A 16,636-nucleotide genomic window follows, 5' to 3' on the forward strand; every position below is an offset into this window, starting at 1 on the left:
TACGCAATCCGATTTTCAACCAGCTGACCGAAGAGAAGAAAACGTGTACGCACTGATCATCGAAGATAATCCGGATATCGTCGCCAATCTGTACGGATTCCTGGAGCCGCTAGGCTACACGCTGGATGTCGCCCTGAGCGGCTCGGCTGGCGTCACGCGTGCCACCAGCGCACACTACGATGTGATTGTGCTGGATCTAGAATTACCGGGCATAGACGGTATCGAAGTCTGCCGCCAACTGCGCAAAGAGCATCGCCTCGCCACCCCCATTCTGATACTGACCGCACGCGATACCGTCACGGACAAGTTGACCGGCTTTGAGGTCGGTGCCGACGATTATCTGGTCAAGCCTTTTTCACTCGTTGAACTGGAAGCCAGATTGAAAGCGCTGGTACGTCGCGCCCGCAATGAGAATGTCGAACATATTCTGGAGTTCGGCGAATTACGTTTCGACCTCAGTCGTTGCGAAGCCAAACGCGCTGGCCACAAACTCGCGTTGACGCCAACCGGCTACAAATTGCTGGAATCGCTGATGCGTAAAGCACCAGCGCTGATCACGCGCGAAGAATTGTTGCGTGAAATCTGGGGTGACGATCCACCCGATAGCGACGCGCTGCGCACGCACATTCATGCCTTGCGCCATGCGATGGATAGACCTTTTGTGAAACCCATGTTGCGTACATTACCAGGCAGCGGTTATCGCCTGATCGACCATGATGAAACCTAGTCAATCACTGAAGAACCGTATTGCCGGCGCTTTTGTCCTGCTGGCATTTGTACTGTGCAGCTTCTTTTCGCTGGCTGCCTATACCGCGGTCGAGTTGATGGAGTCCAAGCTGATCGATAATAATCTCGATAAGCTGGCAACCAATCTGATCGGCCAATACATCAATCACCGTACGCTGGAATTACCACCTGACATCAGTTTTTACGTCGATGCAGACATTCCAGATACCCTGCGCAAACTGCCTCCCGGCATTCATGAGATTGAAAACGAAGGTACAGAAATGCACGTCGTCGTGCGCATGGCCAACGATCAACACTTTGTCATTGCCGATGACACCAGTGATTTCGAGCGTACCGAATTACTGATTTTCTTTGCCATCGCGGCCGGCTTTATTACCAGCCTCCTGCTCGCAGTCGGCCTCGGTCGTACATTTGCCAAACATGTCATCGCACCGCTGACCGCATTGGCAACTTCGGTAGAGCATAACGACATGCCGTCCACACTGCCATCGCTCAATACGCAAAATGAAGTCGGCATGCTGGCACGCGCTTTCACCAAACGTACTGATCAGTTACAACAATTTCTCGCCGATGAAAAATTGTTTACCGGCGATGTCAGCCATGAGTTGCGCACGCCACTAACTATCATTCTGGGCGCATCAGAATTATTAAAAGTACAGTTGGCGCAATCGCCAGATCAATTGGCCGTGGCCGAACGCATACGTCGCGTGGCGGCCGAGGCATCGGAACGCGTCAGTGCCTTGCTTATGTTGTCGCAATCACCGAATACCCTGGGCGGCTCACAACTCTCACTTACGCATTTAATTGAGCGCGAAATCGAGCGCTGCCGTCAACTCTTGCTCGGCAAGCAGGTGCAAATTGAATTCGGTGCATCTAGTGATGTTTGGGTATATGCACGTGCGGAGCTGGTCGGGATCGCCATCGGCAATCTGCTGCGCAACGCCTGTCAGTACACGGAAGAAGGCACCGTCAAGGTGCAGCTAACGACGCAACAATTAACAATTGAAGATAATGGGCCTGGCATTCCAGACAATGTACGCACCCGCCTGTTCGAGCGTTTCGTACGTGGCAGCGAGAACCATCACGTTGGCTCCGGCCTCGGCCTGGCAATTGTTAAACGAGTAGCGGATCATCTAGGTTGGCAGATTCAATATGAAAGTCCAGCAGGCGGTGGCAGCCGTTTTATTCTGGCCTTCCCACCCAACGCTTATATCGAGAATCGGAACTTTCCTCTCTGATAGAACAGCGATCTAGCCAGCCGCATGATTGCCATTGATCTCATAATAAGAAGCATTTCGTCAACATTAACGCGGCCTTAACGCCACAGACGCTAGCGTATTAGATTGTCCAATCTGAGGTCGGTGTCTGTCTTGAAACCATCGCAAGCAACCGGAAGCACCGGCGCAGTACTTGAAGCACGTGGCAACGGCCACTTTCTCCGTTTCTTAGATCGTCTTCCCGCCATCAGTACCGAACGACTCGCCATATTGGCCAGCCTGTTCTTTTCGCTGACATCCAATTATTTGTTCTTTTCAGCGGCAGTGACTGGACGCAATTGGGCGCAATTCGACTCCTGGCTTTTTGCCGGCGCAATCTTCGTTGCGATCACGGCATTGCAATCTACAGCGCTGCTCTTCCTGCTGAATCGCTGGACTGCCAAACCAGTACTTACCGTGCTGCTTCTCGTCACGGCAGCCGCCACGTATTACATGAACAAGTACACCGTGTTCTTCGATTCGGACATGGTGAGAAATATTCTGCGTACCGACGTCAAGGAAGCCAGTGAACTATTCTCGCTGAGCTTCTGTGTACATATGTTCGTGTTCGCCGTGCTGCCGATACTGCTGCTATGGCGTCTGCGTTTGAAAACAACATCCTGGTATCGCGCGATTCCAACTCGTCTGCTGTATATCATTGGCGCACTCGCCGTTACGGTTGGCTCTACCATGTTGGTCTATCAGGATTTCTCTTCTCTGATGCGCAATCAGAAGGAAGTGCGTTACCTGATCACACCCAGCAATTATCTTTACTCGCTGGTGCGCGTAGTCGTCGCCGATACGGCACACGCCAACACACCACGCGTCAAAATCAGTGAAGATGCCAAGCTGGCTGCACCTTGGGGTCAACGTACCAAACCCATGCTCTTTATATTGGTAGTGGGCGAAACGACGCGCGCCGCGAACTGGGGCTTGAATGGTTACGAACACCAAACCACACCTGAGTTGAGCAAACTGGATGTGATGAACTTCCCGCATGCAACTTCATGTGGCACCAATACCGAAGTATCAGTCCCGTGCATGTTCTCTATCTATGGCCGACGTAACTACGACGAAGCAAAGATACGCAATCACGAATCGCTGTTGCACATCATCGATCATGTCGGCGTCAAAACGGTATGGCGCGATAACCAGGCTGGTTGCAAAGGTGTATGCGATGGCCTCGAAGAACAGCAGCTAGGCAATAGCAAAAATCCCGCCTTGTGTGACGGCGAACGCTGTCTCGATGAGATCATGCTGGAAAACATGGATGGCGAAATACATAAAGCGAAGAACGGCAATCTGTTCATCGTCATGCATCAACTGGGTAATCACGGACCGGCTTATTACCGACGTTATCCGGCATCTATGCGTACCTTTACGCCAACTTGCGACACATCCGATCTGAGCAAATGTTCACGCGAACAGATCGTCAATGCGTATGACAATGGCGTGCTGTACACCGATCACTTCCTGGCGAAAACCATAGCTTATCTGAAGACACAAACGTCTTACGATACCGCGATGCTGTACCTGTCGGATCATGGTGAATCGCTGGGGGAACACGGCATTTATCTGCACGGCTTGCCGTACTCGATCGCTCCTAAAGAGCAAACGCAAATTCCGATGGTGATGTGGCTGTCACAAGGTTTTGCCAACAGCTTCCATCTGAACAAAGACTGCCTGGCAAAGCGTGCCGCCAATCCAGTCAGCCAGGACAATCTGTTCCACTCCATCCTCGGCATGCTGCAAATCGAATCGAAGTATTACGATAAGTCGCTGGATATCAGCGCAGAATGCCGCTCATAAAGTCTTAACTCATCTGGTGGGCGACTAGCATGCCGCTCACCAACAAACCCGTCGGCGCCAGCAAACGGCGCTTGCTGCTCGGTCTGTCTTCCACCCATTTGAACAATAATGCTCCACCGATAATGCTGACGCACAAAGCGATCAGCATGCCGATGACGTTTACGATTGGCTGTTGCGGGAAGAAATGGAAGAACACCGCATTCACGATCATGCACAAAGGGAAGTGAATCAGGAAGACTGAGTACGAGATGCGACCAAGGTAAGTCAAGAAGCCAGGCATCTGCCAGCGCTCCAATACTCCCAGCTGACGTGCGACACCCAGTATCAGCATCACACAACCTGCCACCAGTATGCGTCCGCGGAAATCAAACAGCAGTGCCGCGACCACCACCAGACCCAAAGCTGCCAGCCACATCATGCCCAGCGGACGACGCGACGCCCAGTAAGCCAAGGCACCCAAACCATATGAACCGAAAAAGTACAAGGCGGTTTCATCCAGTCCTGTATTCCGGTTGAAGACAAACAGGGACGCGAAAGTCAGCACCGCAATGAACAAAGGACCGATGATGCGCAATTTCGGATAATGCACTTCAACTTTTCCGCCCAGCCATAACAACAAGGCCGCAACAGCAAACAGTTGCAAATCAATCGCCACATACCAGACGCCAGCAGACAAGGCTTCCTGATCCATCAAATCCTGTAGCAAGAAAATGTGCGGCAACAACTGCGCGAGACTAGGCGCATCCGGGATCGAATCGCTGGTCATCCACTCGCGTGCCAGCGCCGCGCACAGAATCGCAAATACCAGCGCCACCAGATAAGGAATCACCAGACGCAGATAACGTTGATAAATTGCCCTGATCGGATGCGTCAGAGAAGTAGCGCCATCCGGTGCAAATTTTGCAGCCAGCAAGAATCCTGCGATCACAAAGAAAGCCTGCACCGCCATCCGGCCATATTGGTAAAACAGATCAATCACAGTCGGCATGAGCGGATAAGCAATATCGGACATCGGACCGTAAAACGCGAGGTGATGCAAGACTATCAACAAACAGGCAACGGCCTTGAGCGCATCGACGCAAGGCATTCTTGAAGCAGTGGACATGGATATTTAATTCGTGGATTTGATCTTGATGCGTTCAGCGCATTTGACGAGAACCGTCGCAAGGGCGCAAGTCTACACGCAGTAAGAGCTCTTTGCAGATTTGATGCGAGGGCGCGCGGCCATCGCGAAATCCAACTATGATACGCAACCCGATGGAATCAATAAAAGCGATATTCAATGCACAACATGGAAGCACACGACGCGATCGAAACAGATCCGGACAGCGCAATACACGAACCGCGTTTATGGCGCGACAATGGCTGGACCGCACGCGTTATCAAGAATGAAGACGATGAAGGCTGGGCAGTTGCCATGATCAAGGATGGTGAATCCGAACCGGCATTGGTCGGGCCATGGACCATGGGGCGCGACAAGAAGAATCCCAAGCCGCTGGACACGCCCGCCTTCCATACGCTGGTCAAAACCGCATCGGAAGTCTTGCGACGCCACGAACAGCAATTGCATGCTGATCTGCACAAAAGCGTGACCGTCAATACCGCAACAAGCAGCATTACGGTAACGCTGGACATCGTGCCGGATGAAGATGATCCCTACGCTTTATTGGCCGCACAGGATGAAACAGGTGATCAGATAGCCGAAGTGCGCGTGGCAGCGAACTTCAAACTGACACGTAGCAGCGCAGCCGACTGGATCGACGCCGAGTACGGCAAGCCGCGTTGATATCGTTGCAACACGCCAGATATTGATCGAAAAATATCAGTGGTCGAGTTTGCCGTACAAACGCGCGAACTCTTCTTCCAGCGTATTTTTTGGCAATGAACTATTGCCTCGGCCATACCAGTAACGCGCGTTACCGAGATCGCCTTCCACCCGATGCAGATAGCCATGTATCTGGCAGGACAGTTCATCCGAATGCACTTGTACCAATGCGTGCGCTTCTTCCCAGTTTCCGGCCTTCTCTAAATCCAGCACTTTCTTGTGATCGCAAACCATTTCAATTCCTTCTTACCAATTCTTTTTTATGCATTAATCATCTAAACCGTATCGTTCCAACTCGAAAGCCTCGGCATATTCTGCGTCAAGCTCATGTCCTGTTTTACGATTGACGGCCAGCACGCGTTCATCAAATCCTTGTCCGCGTGTATTCAAATTACGCTGATGTTGCGAGCGATGCAAGCGCAGTAATTCCGCTTTCCATGCGGCGCTGTCAACATCGAATGGTGTGTAGAGATCGGTGCGCATCGCGACTGTTTTTGCATCCTGATTCAGCACCGCCCACACTGACAATTTCTCAGCCAAAGCAACTGCGCGAAACAAGGCATAGGTGCGTTGATGCGTCACATTGCTGTCGTTCCCGTGCGGCATAAACACCAGATCGGGTTGACGTTGCGACAAGTAATCACGAATGATTTCCTGATTCGCGGCATCCAGACGCGGATTACCTTTTTCATCCGGCGGCAAACGCAGGAAGCTGAGACGTTCCGACGGCAAGCCAAAGTATGCACAACTTGCAACTTGTTCAGCTTCGCGCAGTACGGCTTTTTCATCATCCGTATGTGCATCGGCAAAACCATCTTCCACACCGCTTGCACCTGTCGTCAATACCGCCAGATGTATCGTATCGCCACGTTGATGAAAGTAACGCAGGGTAACAGCGATCGCATCGAAGTCATCCGGATGCGGTGCCAGCACCACCAGTGTCAATGGCGCAGGCAAGGACAACTGATGCAGATTCAGTGGCACGCCCTTAGCCGATGTCTGTAATGATGAAAACATCATCGAACCTTGATCACTTGACTATGGTGCCGGCCTTCAATGCCGCGACTGTTTCCTTGAAACCACCTATCAATTTGCCATCGACGAACACTTGCGGAAATGTAGGCCAGCCGCTCCACATCTTGATTGCCAGGCGCGGCTTCCACATTGAAAAGTAATTACCGTATTCCAGATACTCGAAATTGATACCGGCTTCCGACAAGGCAGCACGTGCTTTTTTAACGAAGGGATTCATTCCCATGCCCACCACCACAACTTTATTAGATGCGATGGCATGGGCTACTTCGTTGACAGTTTTTTGATGATAAGTTGCGATGTAACGAGTGACATCCGGCGACAATTTGTCAGAAGATAAAACAGGGCGAGTCATGATGTTCCTTGAATTTTTGATCAGCAAAAAATATCTGCCATTATTTTTCCAACGCTATTTGCGGTGGCGTGAGTGGTTCTTCCTTGATACCGCGTGCCTTGCGCATCATGCGCTTGACCCAATGCTCCAGATCATCAATATAGGTAAACACGGCAGGCACCACCAGCAAGCTCAGCAAGGTCGAGGTAATCAAGCCACCGATTACCGTAATCGCCATCGGCGAACGGAAACTAGGATCAGCGCCCCAGCCGAGTGCCAGTGGCAACATGCCGGCGCCCATCGCAATCGTCGTCATGATAATCGGACGGCTACGTTTGTGACAGGCGTCAACCAAGGCATCATAGCGATTCATCCCTTGCTGGCGTGCCAGGATTGCGTAGTCGACCAGCAAGATTGAGTTCTTCGTTACGATACCCATCAACATGATCAAACCGATCATCGATGGCATCGACAAGGCACGACCAGTCAACAGCAGTGCCACAAAAGCACCACCGATGGACAAAGGCAAAGCAGCCAGAATCGTGATCGGCTGCATGAAGTCCTTGAACAGCAAGACCAGCACACAGTAGATACACAAGACACCAATCAGCATCGCCAGGCCAAAGCTGTTGAACAGCGCCTGCATCTCTTGCGCATCACCCAGTTCAGCGATCTTCACTGCCGGTGGCAGATTGCGCATCGATGGCAGGGCACGTGCTTCGGTATTCAATTCACCCAGCGAACGCGAACCCAGTTCTACATCCAGCGTCACATTACGGCTGCGATTCAAACGATCGATCTGTGCCGGACCGCTATCCATATACACAGACGCGACATTGCCCAGCATCACCGGACCGTTTTTACCTGGCACGGTCAGACGTTCAATTGCACCCAGATCGGCGCGCATATTGTCTGGCAGCTTGATACGTATAGGCACCTGACGTTCGGACAAATTCAGCTTGGGCAAATTCATATCGTAGTCACCGGCAGTGGCAACACGTACGGTTTCGCCCATGCTGGAGGTTGTCACACCGAGATCAGCCGCACGCGCAGTATCGGGACGCACGATGATTTCCGGACGCACCAGCGATGCGCTGGAAGTGACATTTCCTATACCTTTCAGGCCGCGCAATTCACGTTCAACTTTTTGTGCTGCCTCCGACAATGCCAATGGATCTTCACTGCGCAATACCAACTGCATCTTGACGCCGGTATCCGGTGGCCCAACGTTGAAACGTGCACCGGGGATATCGGCAATATTCGCGCGTATCCTGGTTTCAATATCCGACATCGATTCGTGCCTGTCATTACGATGCGTGGTCGTCAAGGTCAGCACCGCACGACGTGCTTCAGCCGAAGCACCCGGCGCAAATGCATCACCGCTGGAACCGCCACCGATAGAGCTGAAAACGCTCTTGATATTTTTATCCTGCGACACTGCAAGGCGCACTCGTTCTGCCACGGCGGTTGTTTCTGCCAGCGTACTACCCGGAGGCAACTCGATATTGATTTGCGTCTGGCCACGATCTGCCGGCGGTACAAAGCCCGTCGGCAGCAAAGGTACCAGCAAGATGGAGCCGATAAAGAACACGCCTGAAGCAATCGCCGTCGTCAGACGATGCGTCAAACACCAGCGCATGATGATCAAGTAACGCTGCATCATCCAGCTATCTTTTTCTACATGATGCTTGACCGGCTTCAGAATGTACGCCGCCATCATAGGCGTGAGCAAACGCGCGACGACCAAGGATGCCAACACCGCCAGCACCGCGGTCCAGCCGAACTGCTTGAAGAACAAACCCGGAATACCGGCCATGAATGCAGTCGGCAGGAACACCGCAACTAGTGCGAAGGTAGTCGCAATCACCGCCATACCGATTTCATCAGCCGCTTCCATCGCTGCCTGCATCGGCGTCTTGCCCATGTTCAGATGGCGTGAGATGTTTTCAATCTCCACAATCGCATCATCGACCAGCACCCCGACTACCAGAGCCAGCGAGAGCAAGGTCACCGTATTCAAGGTGTAGCCGAAATAGCTCAAACCGAGGAAGGTTGGAATCACCGATAAAGGCAAAGCTGCTGATGCGACCAGTGTGGCGCGCCAATCACGCAAGAACCACCAGACCACCAACACCGCAAGGATCGCTCCTTCGTACAGCAATTCCATCGAACCTTCGAAGTTTTCTTTGACCGGCTCGGCGTTATCAATTGCTTCTTTGAAGATGATATTGCTATTCGTTTTCTGCAATTCCTCTACTGCTGCCTTAGTGCCATTGGCAACTGCCAACTCGCTCGCACCTTTGGTACGGAACACTTCAAAACCGACGACCGTGCGACCATCCTGCGAAGCCGACGAACGTCGTTCCGCAATGGTATCGGTCACATTGGCAACTTGATCGAGTCGGATGTGATGGCCATCGGCCAACGGAATATCCAGCTTAGACAACTCAGCCGCAGTCTTCACAGTCGCGATAGTACGCACTGCTTGCTCGGCACCACTGACATCACCACGACCACCTGGTGCTTCCTGCTGTACCAAACGCAAACGACGCGACACATCGACAGCGGCAACATTCAAGGCTGCCATCTTGGCTGGATCGAGTTCGACTCTTACTTCACGCGTCACGCCGCCGACACGCTTGACCGAGCCGACGCCCGGTACTGCGAGCAAACGTTTGGAAACCGTGTTGTCAACGAACCAGCTTAGTTCCTGTTCATCGAGCTGACTGCCCGGCGCAGCAGCTGCGGTAAAGGTCAGAATCACGCGTCCGGCGGTCGATACTTTGGTCACCGATGGATCACGCAAATCAGCCGGCAAGTCGGCACGTATCAATGCAACCGCATCACGCACGTCATTGACCGCATCCGAGATATTTTTTTCAAGTACAAACTCCACCGTCACGGTGACTGCACCGTCGAGTACCTTGGTATAAATATTTTTGATGCCTTGCAGCGTCGCGACCGAGTTCTCTATTTTGCGCGCCACCTCGGTTTCCAACTGCGCCGGCGCAGCGCCGGGCAGGGAAGCAGAAACTGTGACGATAGGCAATTCAATATCAGGAAAATCCTGCACCGCGTTCGACTTGAACGCGAGCAAGCCGCCCAAGGCCAGCAATGCAAACAACATGATGGCCGGAATCGGGTTCTTGATGGAAAGTGAAGAAAAATTCACGCGTGCTCCTATTTGGTCGCTGTAGTCGCACGCGCAGGTGTGACCGCATCTTGCGATGCACTACCTGCTGCCGGCGGCGTCGCTGGTACGACTTTCACCAGATCGCCATCGTTAAGGAAGCCGGCACCATTTGCCACCAGCACTGCATCCGCTGGAATACCGGATACGATTTCAATCCTGTCAGCTAGGCGACGTCCGGGTTGGACTTTTGTTTGTGTCACGCGGCTATCTGCATTCACGCGGAATACATAACTGAAGCCATCACGAATCACGATGGCCTGCTGCGGCACTGTCACTGCGGTGGAAACACCGAGATCAAATTGACCGGTAGCGAACATACCGGCACGCACCGGTGCGATCTTCGCTGCTGTCGGCGCGAGATCGACATACACCAGCGCTGCACGATTTTGCGCATCGACCGTAGGTGCGATCATGCGTACCTTGCCCTTGACTTGCGTACCGTTGGCCGCCGTAATCAAGGCCGGCGTACCCGTTGCCAGACGCCCCAACTCGGCCGAAGTCACTTCAGCTCGCCATTCCAAACGACCCTGACGGATCATGCGAAACAGTTCGGTACCTGCACTCACAACCGCACCTACTGTTGCGCTACGCGCCGAAATCACACCATCATCCGGTGCCAGCACTTGTGTTTGATTCAAGCGCACGATGCGTACTTCCAATGCGGCTTTCGCTGCTTCCGCTTTCGCCTTGGCGGTTTGTTCCGTGGTCAGGTATTGATTGATCTGCTGTGTACTTAAAGCGCCGGTTGTCTCCAACGTACGTGCGCGCTCTGCATTATTTTTCGCATCGGCAGCATTGGCTTCCGCTTCCATCAAACTGGCGCGTGCCTGTGCCACATCAGCCTTCACTGAAGCAACCGAGAAGGTCGCCAATACTTGGCCGCGCTTGACGACGTCACCTACATTGACGCGCACTTCCATCAATTGCAAACCATTCGATTCGCTTCCTATGACGGCTTCCTGCCATGCGGTTACGGTGCCGTTGGCGGTCAAGTAGATCGGCAAATGCGCCTGCGATGGTTGCGCAGTCGTCACAGCCAATGCCGGTTTGGGACCGGTGTCATCTTTTTTCTTGGCTGCTTCGGATTTGCCACTGCTCATTGCGATCACAATCGCGGCCAGTGCAAGCACGGCGACCACAGCGGTAACGATGGTTTTTTTGTTGAAACGTTTCATGATTGCGTCCGTCATTCAGATTCAGGATGGTTTTATTTAGTTGTTGTTGCAGCTGTACTTTGCGGATTGACCCAGCCGCCGCCAGCAGCGCGGTATAGAGCAATCCAGGCGGACATGCGCTCGCGTTCCAGCGAAGCCGCATTCAATTCAGCTGCCAAGCGAGTGCGACGCAAATCTTCCAGATCAATCAGACTGGCCAAACCGTTTTGGTACAGGCTTTGCGTGCCGTTGAACGATGCGCGATAACCTTCGACTGCAACGCGTGCATCTTCGCTGCGCGATGCAGTGCTTTGCAGATTCACCAGCGCTTCTTCGACTTCACGCACGGCTTGTCGCACGCTGGCGCGGTAATTGACGACGGCTTCTTCGTAGCGTGCTTTTGCTGCATCGATATTTGCCACACGAGTACCGCCATCAAAGATAGGCAGGGACAGCGACAAAGGACCGACCGACCATGTATTCATATTGGTAGTCGTACCAGCGGAACGGAAACTGCCCGCGCCTATCGAACCGCTCAAACTAAGGCGTGGATAACGTTGCGCCTGCGCGCTGCCGACTTCTGCACTGGCTGCTGCCACTTCACGTTCGGCGATAAAGATGTCCGGGCGTTGCGACAGGGTTTGTGCCGGCAAGCTATCTATATTCAACAAGGTCGCCGATATTGGTGGCGCACTGCTGTCTGCCATCTTGCTGCGCAAAGTTGGCTCATCCATGGCCGTCAGATATACCAAGGCCTTGACGTCCAGATCACACAAAGCACTCTGCTGCGTCGCACGACCATTGCCTTCTGCTGCGCTGGCGCGTGCCAATGCGGCTGTTGCTGGTGCCTGGAAACCTGCCTTCGCGCTCAACTCCGACAGGCGAGCAGTTTCAGCACGCGAATCTGCATCTGCACGCGTCACGATCTCCAGCTTGTTGCAGGTACGCAGGCTGTAATAACGATTCGCCACTTCTGCTGCGACCGAGACACGCGCGTCATGCCAGTTCGCTTGCGCACCTTGCAAGCGCGCTTGCGCTGCACGGCTGGTTGCACGATTGGCACCGAACACATCGATTTCCCATGAAGGCTGCAAAGCTGCTTGCGTGGTCGTTCCTAAAGGAAGCGGTGCTTGCATATTGCTACGCTGCGAACTCGCCGTTACATCCAGTTTCGGTCCCAGTGCCGCACCGGCTGACACACTGGTCGCACGCGATTGCTCTATGCGCGAGACCGCAGTTGCCACCGTCGGGCTGACTGTCTCCGCCGACTGGATCAGCTCCACAAGTACAGGATCGTTCTGCTGTTCCCACCATTTGGACAAGTCGGTTAACGTGCCGCCATGCGGCAAGTTTTCCACGTTCTTATCGACGGTTGGTGTAGTCGGCAAAGGCGCGAACCATTTGTTAGGCGGTTGCACCGAGACTGTTTCCGGCGGCGCAGTCAAAGCGCAACCGGCGAGCCAAAACGGCAGGCTCGCATACGCGAGTAGCTGAATTCGTTTCATGATTTTTTCTATTGAATGAGAGAGCGGCGGCGTGTTGTCTCAACTGCGACCATCGCTTCTGCGTAAGCAGTCAGTTGCTCGGCCCATTGATCGATGGCTGTCGGTGTATTGATCAGGTTGGGTCGTATCGTATCAACGACTTCATGCGCAATCATCAGATGCACAGCCAGACCGACTATGGAAAATACCAATCGATGTATTGCATCATCTTCTTCTGTCACATTCAGATGACGCATCAGAATCGCAACTAATGCGGCGTGGGCGGGTTTGATATTGCTACCTATCTCTTCCTCCCACAAACCAGTCGGTTCCAGCATTTCGCGGAAATGCAGACGCACGCATAGTTGCACCAGATCGCTTTGCTTCAAGGGCTCCAGAAAATTGGTGAAGAAACCTGCCAGCGATTCATGCAAAGTAAGTGTGTCTTGATTGACGGGAGTGTATTCGCACGGGCCGCCCATGGGTTCGGTAAACACGGCGCGATACAAACCCGCCTTGTCGCCGAAATAATATTTAATCGATGCGATATTGACGCCGGCCGCCTGCGCGATTTCACGGGTGGAGGTTTTGCTGAAGCCTTTGTCGGCGAACAAACGCAAGGCCATCTGCAATAAGCGCGCACGCGCCTCGGCACCATCGGAACGTTGCTTGCGTGCCTCGCCATCCGCATTAGTGGAATCGGCAGGATGCTGCGGCTTGGGGGAAAATTTATTGCTGGTAGTAGTCATGACCAGCATTAGAGCACATAAATCAAACGTTTGATTTAATTAAATCGTTTGATTGTGTTTTCTTGCAGTCAAATATTGCTTAATTGAAAGCCAACGCTATGTGCATTGCGCACTTTACGCTCTGGGTAAGTTAGCGCTTGCTATCCGATGTGATTGGTAGAAACGTCAGCATGAAAACGGATAAGGACAAAATACCAACCAGTACCGCAGCGAACTCCGGCCTCATCGCAAACCATCCCATGGCGACGATCATGCCCGTCGTTGATAAGATTTTCGCTATGTTGATCATATTGATTCCCGTTCTCAAGGCAGCTTTCGATAAGTTTGTAATGTATAGAAGATGAACTGGGGAAACTATAGGTGTTCATGCCGATTGCTTGTGGGGAAATTCCTACATGGCAAGCTGTTGTCTATCTGCGTCATCTTCGTTTTCCAGAAAGCAGGAAAGCAAACTTGCCAACCTTCTTTCAGTTACGCTTGCGCCTGTCATTTCAGCACGCTCAACTCACCATCCTCATGCCACACATCGCCACACATACATTCCGCAATCATCTTGTGCAAACACGCATCAACTTCAACGCGCGCTTCCAGAAAATATTTTTCGCAGGAGCCATTCTGTTTGTCAGTCTGGCATTGTCCGGTTGCGCGCTGATATTGCCGTCAAACGTTTCAACAAGCGAACCGATTTCGCACCCTATTCGTTTTTTGCTGACTTTCGATGATGGCCCAAGCTCTTCGGGCTATAAGAATTCAACTGAATCCATACTTGGAGATCTGGCTCACAACCCGGTACAACCAGGCATTAAAGTTCTGTTCTTTGTGCAGACACGTGGTACGACACTACATTCACCGGGACGTGAATTATTGGCACGTGAATATGCAGAAGGTCATCTGATCGGCTTTCATACATCGACTTCTGGGCATAGCAATCATCGCTTTTTATCACCAGAAGATTTCATCGCCTCGCTGGAAAATGGTATTGCTGATATACGCAGCACGACCGGCACGGCCCCAACTTTAGTAAGACCACCTTATTGGAGTTATGACACTCGTACGTTTACTGCATATCAAGCACACGGCTTGCACATGCTGCTAACGGATCTGAGTGCAAACGATGGCAAAACATGGGGCTTCAACGGTAGTCCGCGCAGGCGTATCAATTTACACAATCAACTCGCAGCTATGCGAACCAAGATGGTTGCAGGAAGCTTGCCCCTCGTCGACGATGTCATTCCCATCGTCGTTACCTTCCACGACACCAATTCCTATACGGCGCGTCACCTGAATGAATATCTGCAAATATTGCTCGACGTTGCCAAGGAATTAAATGTGCCTGTCAGCGATCAGGCTTTTTACAAAGATCGTGCTGCGCTTGAACGCGCCGCACTGGCACGTACGGTAAAAGATGGATCAGAACCAGTAGTACTGCCGGGATTATGGGGCTGGATATGGCGTTGACATGGATGCCATACAAATCACTTTGAGTGAAGCGGTGCTTTACGCGACACTTTCTTACGTGATTTGCTGTCTTCCATGCGCTGTTCCCATGCCTTCAACGCAAGGCGATAACGTTCCATTTCAAGTTCATACAAATCGAAAATGCATGGCTCGCAACCGCTATGACAACATTCGTCGTTGTCTGGCCGCACCGGCGGAACGGGTGGTGCATCATCGGGATACTTGGCTGTAGGCATATTGAAAATGTAGAAATAGCGTTCGAGGTGTCGCTTTCTTTAATATACTGCGGAGTCGCATGTGCTGCGTATTCATACTCAGCTCAAAATACGCGTTCGTCCGCTCCATCATCTGCATCAACAAAAATCTACTCGCATACCTTGCATGAACGATCCACTCACGCTCTTCGGTTTGGTCCACACCTCACTTCTTGAGATCGTATCGTTCGCGCTCGCGCTTGTCATGGTTGTATTGAATATCCGCCAATCTCCATGGGCGTGGTTATTCTCCATCACATCAGCCGCCTTGTATGTCGTTGTGTTTTACGACAGCAAATTGTATGGCGATATGTCGCTGCAATTTTTCTTTATCGCCGTCTCGCTGTGGGGTTGGTATCAATGGTTGTTCGGCGGCGTCTCGCATCATGGCGTGCTGGTGTCGCGCCTTACGTCAAAAGGGTGGCTATATTCAGGACTCGCATGGCTGTTCGGCTTTGTTGCTATCGCTTCCTTCCTGCGTCTGTTCACCGATACCGACGTGCCGCATATCGATGCCTTCCTGACTTCGGGTAGTTTGGTTGGTCAGCTCTTGCTATCACGTAAAAAACTGGAAAATTGGCTCGTCTGGATAGGCATCGATCTGATTTACATCGGCTTGTACATACACAAGAATTTGTATCTCACTGCCTTGCTGTTTTCCCTTTTTGTGATCCTGGCTGCCGTTGGATTGCGCATCTGGAAAAAATCTCTCGCAGACCAATCTGCCGAAGTCATTAATTGATGAGCACAACGCCATTACGTGTTGCGCTACTCGGCGCAGAATCAACCGGCAAGTCAACCTTGGCTGCAGCATTAGCTGCGCATTACCGTACCACTTGGGTACCGGAATATCTGCGTGAGTTTGTAGAAGAAAAACAGCGTACGCCGCAGGAGTCAGAACAACTCATGATTGCCAATACGCAGCTTGCAAGGGAAAACGATGCAGCACGAAACGCGAATTCATTTTTGTTTTGCGATACCACGCCGCTGATGACTAGCGTTTACAGTCAGTTCTATTTTGGCAGCATAGACACGGCGTTGGAAAACTTGGTCCGCGCGCATCGATACAGCTTCACTGTCGTCACTGAGCCAAGCACTCCCTGGATCGCTGATGGTCTGCAACGCGAATCTGATGATGTACGGCAAGCAGTTCACACACTGTTGCTGGCTACACTCGCTACAGAAACCATCCCTTTTCTCTTGGTATCAGGGGAAGTAGAACAACGTGTACAGCAAGTGGTGAAGTATTTATCTGAAAAAAAGTAGACACGTAATAAAAACGCCACCGCTAGATTTCCGATCCTAGTGGTGGCGTATTCATCAGTGCTGCGATGAAAACTC

17 protein-coding genes are annotated in these 16,636 nt (G+C 52.1%); 7 read left to right on the forward strand and 10 right to left on the reverse strand.

Annotated elements, in window-relative coordinates:
• Positions 1–43: 43 nt before the first annotated feature.
• From AC07N2_RS03595 to AC07N2_RS03605, 3 genes are all read left to right on the forward strand, one after another.
• Positions 44–727, forward strand: coding sequence for a response regulator transcription factor (locus AC07N2_RS03595; protein WP_494777045.1), 684 nt, complete (start codon positions 44–46; stop codon positions 725–727).
• Positions 714–1,985, forward strand: coding sequence for a sensor histidine kinase (locus AC07N2_RS03600; RefSeq protein WP_494777046.1), 1,272 nt, complete (start codon positions 714–716; stop codon positions 1,983–1,985). Before AC07N2_RS03595 ends, AC07N2_RS03600 begins: the two co-directional genes overlap by 14 nt.
• A 123-nt stretch (positions 1,986–2,108) precedes the next feature.
• Positions 2,109–3,812 (forward strand): phosphoethanolamine transferase, encoded by a 1,704-nt coding sequence (locus tag AC07N2_RS03605; RefSeq protein WP_494777047.1) that lies wholly within the window; start codon positions 2,109–2,111, stop codon positions 3,810–3,812.
• A 4-nt stretch (positions 3,813–3,816) separates the two neighbouring features.
• On the opposite strand, the gene AC07N2_RS03610 is transcribed toward AC07N2_RS03605, so the two are convergent.
• Positions 3,817–4,917 (reverse strand): acyltransferase family protein, encoded by a 1,101-nt coding sequence (locus tag AC07N2_RS03610; RefSeq protein WP_494777048.1) that lies wholly within the window; start codon positions 4,915–4,917, stop codon positions 3,817–3,819.
• 177 nt (positions 4,918–5,094) lie between these two features.
• Between AC07N2_RS03610 and AC07N2_RS03615 the strand changes: the two genes are divergently transcribed.
• On the forward strand, positions 5,095–5,598 hold the full coding sequence (locus tag AC07N2_RS03615; RefSeq protein ID WP_494777049.1) for a hypothetical protein: 504 nt from the start codon (positions 5,095–5,097) through the stop codon (positions 5,596–5,598).
• 36 nt (positions 5,599–5,634) lie between these two features.
• On the opposite strand, the gene AC07N2_RS03620 is transcribed toward AC07N2_RS03615, so the two are convergent.
• From AC07N2_RS03620 to AC07N2_RS03655, 8 genes are all read right to left on the reverse strand, one after another.
• Entirely contained in the window at positions 5,635–5,871 is a 237-nt protein-coding gene (locus tag AC07N2_RS03620; protein WP_494777050.1) for a hypothetical protein, read from the reverse strand.
• 33 nt (positions 5,872–5,904) lie between these two features.
• Positions 5,905–6,657 carry a PIG-L deacetylase family protein gene (locus tag AC07N2_RS03625; protein ID WP_494777051.1) on the reverse strand — a complete coding sequence of 251 codons (753 nt, stop codon included), beginning with the start codon at positions 6,655–6,657 and terminating at the stop codon, positions 5,905–5,907.
• A gap of 10 nt (positions 6,658–6,667) precedes the next feature.
• Positions 6,668–7,024, reverse strand: a complete 357-nt coding sequence (locus tag AC07N2_RS03630) for a glutaredoxin (RefSeq protein ID WP_494777052.1) — start codon at positions 7,022–7,024, stop codon at positions 6,668–6,670.
• A 40-nt stretch (positions 7,025–7,064) separates the two neighbouring features.
• Positions 7,065–10,175, reverse strand: coding sequence for an efflux RND transporter permease subunit (locus tag AC07N2_RS03635; RefSeq protein WP_494777053.1), 3,111 nt, complete (start codon positions 10,173–10,175; stop codon positions 7,065–7,067).
• Positions 10,176–10,183: 8 nt separating this feature from the next.
• Positions 10,184–11,371 (reverse strand): efflux RND transporter periplasmic adaptor subunit, encoded by a 1,188-nt coding sequence (locus tag AC07N2_RS03640; RefSeq protein WP_494777054.1) that lies wholly within the window; start codon positions 11,369–11,371, stop codon positions 10,184–10,186.
• A gap of 32 nt (positions 11,372–11,403) precedes the next feature.
• Positions 11,404–12,855 (reverse strand): efflux transporter outer membrane subunit, encoded by a 1,452-nt coding sequence (locus AC07N2_RS03645; RefSeq protein ID WP_494777056.1) that lies wholly within the window; start codon positions 12,853–12,855, stop codon positions 11,404–11,406.
• Positions 12,856–12,863: 8 nt separating this feature from the next.
• Positions 12,864–13,583 carry a CerR family C-terminal domain-containing protein gene (locus AC07N2_RS03650; protein ID WP_494777057.1) on the reverse strand — a complete coding sequence of 240 codons (720 nt, stop codon included), beginning with the start codon at positions 13,581–13,583 and terminating at the stop codon, positions 12,864–12,866.
• A 130-nt stretch (positions 13,584–13,713) separates the two neighbouring features.
• On the reverse strand, positions 13,714–13,872 hold the full coding sequence (locus tag AC07N2_RS03655; protein ID WP_157889155.1) for a hypothetical protein: 159 nt from the start codon (positions 13,870–13,872) through the stop codon (positions 13,714–13,716).
• Positions 13,873–14,036: 164 nt separating this feature from the next.
• On the opposite strand from AC07N2_RS03655, the gene AC07N2_RS03660 reads away from it, so the two are divergent.
• Positions 14,037–15,041, forward strand: coding sequence for a polysaccharide deacetylase family protein (locus tag AC07N2_RS03660; RefSeq protein ID WP_494777058.1), 1,005 nt, complete (start codon positions 14,037–14,039; stop codon positions 15,039–15,041).
• A 17-nt stretch (positions 15,042–15,058) separates the two neighbouring features.
• Here the strand turns inward: AC07N2_RS03660 and AC07N2_RS03665 are convergent, their stop codons facing one another.
• On the reverse strand, positions 15,059–15,277 hold the full coding sequence (locus tag AC07N2_RS03665; protein ID WP_494777059.1) for an oxidoreductase-like domain-containing protein: 219 nt from the start codon (positions 15,275–15,277) through the stop codon (positions 15,059–15,061).
• 145 nt (positions 15,278–15,422) lie between these two features.
• Here AC07N2_RS03665 and pnuC point away from each other — a divergent pair, with 145 nt between their 5' ends.
• Together pnuC and AC07N2_RS03675 are read left to right on the forward strand one after the other, a co-directional pair.
• Positions 15,423–16,037 carry a nicotinamide riboside transporter PnuC gene (pnuC, locus tag AC07N2_RS03670; RefSeq protein ID WP_494777060.1) on the forward strand — a complete coding sequence of 205 codons (615 nt, stop codon included), beginning with the start codon at positions 15,423–15,425 and terminating at the stop codon, positions 16,035–16,037.
• Positions 16,037–16,561, forward strand: a complete 525-nt coding sequence (locus AC07N2_RS03675; protein ID WP_494777061.1) for an AAA family ATPase — start codon at positions 16,037–16,039, stop codon at positions 16,559–16,561. Before pnuC ends, AC07N2_RS03675 begins: the two co-directional genes overlap by 1 nt.
• The last annotated feature ends 75 nt before the right edge of the window (positions 16,562–16,636 follow it).

The sequence above is a fragment of the Herminiimonas sp. GW821-FHT09C12 genome (genome assembly GCF_059416385.1).